General features: G+C 46.0%; 3 protein-coding genes. All 3 read left to right on the top strand.

The window, feature by feature from the left end:
- The coding region (locus Q0200_RS09240; RefSeq protein WP_297940590.1) for a methionine ABC transporter ATP-binding protein at positions 1 to 689 on the top strand (689 nt) is incomplete at its 5' end.
- Positions 689 to 1,363 (top strand): methionine ABC transporter permease, encoded by a 675-nt coding sequence (locus Q0200_RS09235; RefSeq protein ID WP_295140214.1) that lies wholly within the window; start codon positions 689 to 691, stop codon positions 1,361 to 1,363. The genes Q0200_RS09240 and Q0200_RS09235, both read left to right, overlap by 1 nt.
- A 256-nt stretch (positions 1,364 to 1,619) precedes the next feature.
- Positions 1,620 to 2,393, top strand: coding sequence for a MetQ/NlpA family ABC transporter substrate-binding protein (locus Q0200_RS09230; protein ID WP_297940587.1), 774 nt, complete (start codon positions 1,620 to 1,622; stop codon positions 2,391 to 2,393).
- Positions 2,394 to 2,477: the final 84 nt, after the last annotated feature.

Here is a 2,477-nt window from a genome sequence, read left to right as displayed (position 1 = left end):
TGGCTAGAAAAACGGCATTTGAAAACGTCGCGACTCCGCTTAAATTTTGGGGCTACTCAGACGGCGAAATCAAAAAAAGAGTGAGCGAGCTACTAGAACTCGTAGGTCTTGCAAATAAAGCCGCAAGCTACCCCGGCGAGCTAAGCGGCGGACAAAAACAGCGCGTCGCCATCGCTCGCGCCCTTGCGCTAAGTCCAAAAATTTTACTCTCCGACGAGGCGACCTCGGCGCTTGATCCAAATACGACAAATTCGATACTCGAGCTTTTAAAACAGATCAATCAAACGCTAAATATCAGCGTCGTTTTGGTCACGCACGAGATGGAGGTCGTAAAAAGCATCGCGCGCCGCGCAGTGCTGCTAGAAAGCGGCAAGATAATCGGCAGCGGTACGATCGAGGAGTTATTTTTAAAACCTGATGAAAAGATGAAGGAGTTCCTCGGCGAGGATGAAATTTTACCGAGCGAGGGCGTAAATATCAGACTCTTTTTTCCCAAAGAAGTCGCGCAAAACAGCGTCATCACGCACATGGCGCGCACGCTAAATATCGACTTTAACATCGTCTGGGGCAAGCTTGAGAAGCTAAACGAAAACGTACTTGGCTCGCTCGTCATCAACGTCGATCCAAAAGACGAAGCGCGCGTGACCGAGTACATCAAGCAAAGCGGCGTATTATGGGAGGTGGCGTGATGTTTGACATAGATTTTTCTAAATTTCCCGACGTTTTCGAGCGTATTTTGCTCCCGGCCATCGGCGAGACGCTTTATATGAGCGTGGTTTCGACGCTTTTAGCGTTTTTGATAGGCTTAGTGCCTGCTATATTGCTCGTGCTTTCGGCGCAGGACGGCCTAAAACCGAACAAACCGCTATTTATCGCGCTTGACATCACGGTGAATACGCTAAGAAGCTTTCCGTTTATCATCCTCATCATCGTTCTTTTCCCACTCACGCGCCTGATCGTGGGCACCAGTATCGGCACTACCGCGGCTATCGTTCCGCTTACTATCGGCGCGGCGCCGTTTATCGCTAGGCTCATAGAAAGCGCGCTAAAAGAGGTCGATAAAGGCATAATCGAGGCCGCTAGAAGCTTCGGTAGCTCAAATTTTCAGATCATTTTTAAGGTGATGTTTGTAGAGGCGTTGCCCGGCATCGTAGCTTCTATCACGCTTACGCTTATCGTTATCATCGGCTTTTCGGCGATGGCGGGCGCGGTCGGCGGCGGCGGATTGGGATCAGTGGCGATAAACTACGGCTACCAGAGATTTCGCCCGGATATCATGCTCTATACCGTCGTGATTTTAATCATAATGGTTCAAATTTTCCAATCGTTAGGAAATTTTATTTATAAGATCACAAAGAAATGATTTTTACGTCTGATTTTATTTTCTTTTAAACTTTTTTTGCATAAAATCCCGAAATTAATTTTACAAAGAAAGGATAGAAAATGAAATCAGATATGTGCGAAATGCGTCGCTTCACTCAACTTAAGTCGTCGAAAGACTAACGCTAAGCGCAAAATTTCTTTTTAAGCGCTTAGTCTTGCTAAGCATTTAAAAAGAAATTTAAGCCTCCGCTCATATCCTTTTTTAAATGCTAGCCAAATTTTAAAAAGGATATAAAATGAAAAATCTACTTAAATACTCTCTAGTCGCTCTAAGCCTAACGGTCGCCGCAAATGCAGCCGAGAAAATCGTCGTAGGCGCTACGCCGGTTCCGCATGCTGAAATTTTAGAAGTCGTAAAACCTATCCTTGCAAAAGACGGCTTTACTCTTGAGATCAAAGAATTTAATGACTACTCTACTCCAAATTTAGCCACCGAGGACGGCGATCTAGACGCTAACTACTTCCAGCACCTACCGTATCTTGAGGAATTTAACAAAAACAAAGGCACTCATCTAGTTAAAACGGTAGGCGTCCACCTCGAGCCTATTGGCGTTTACTCTAAAAAGATAAAAGATATCAAAGAGCTAAAAGACGGCAGCACCGTAGCGATACCAAACGACCCGACAAACGAGAGTCGCGCGCTTGACGTGCTAGCTAGCGCAGGTCTAATCAAGCTAAACGACAACCCTCTAAAAACTCCGCTTGATATCACGGAAAACCCGAAAAAGCTAAAATTTGAAGAGATCGAGGCCGCTCAAGTTCCTCGCACGCTAGATGACGTCGCCATCGCCGTTATCAACACGAACTACGCTCTAAACGCCAACCTAAACCCGACCAAAGACGCGCTCGTGCTTGAGAGCAAAGATAGTCCGTACGCCAACTACGTCGTGGTCAAAGTCGGCAATGAAAATAGCCCGAAAATCAAAGCTCTAGACAAAGCCGTCACGAGCCCGGAGGTAAAGAAATTTATCGAGGAAAAATATAAAGGCGCGATAATCCCGACGTTTTAATCAAATTTAGCCCCGCCCGCTCAAATTTAGCGGCGCGGGCAAATTTAACGAAACGACGAATCCAAATTTAGTTTAGAGACCGCT

It is taken from the genome of uncultured Campylobacter sp., from assembly GCF_938045225.1.
Classification (GTDB): Bacteria; Campylobacterota; Campylobacteria; order Campylobacterales; family Campylobacteraceae; genus Campylobacter_A.
The sequence above is the reverse complement of the archived record's forward strand: the minus strand, read 5'-3'. Positions and strand labels throughout refer to the sequence as shown.

Bases quoted from the DNA above. Each gene is read 5' to 3' on its own strand.
- Q0200_RS09235 (WP_295140214.1), top strand. From the start codon at position 689: ATGTTTGACATAGATTTTTCTAAATTTCCCGACGTTTTCGAGCGTATT.
- Q0200_RS09230 (WP_297940587.1), top strand. From the start codon at position 1,620: ATGAAAAATCTACTTAAATACTCTCTAGTCGCTCTAAGCCTAACGGTC.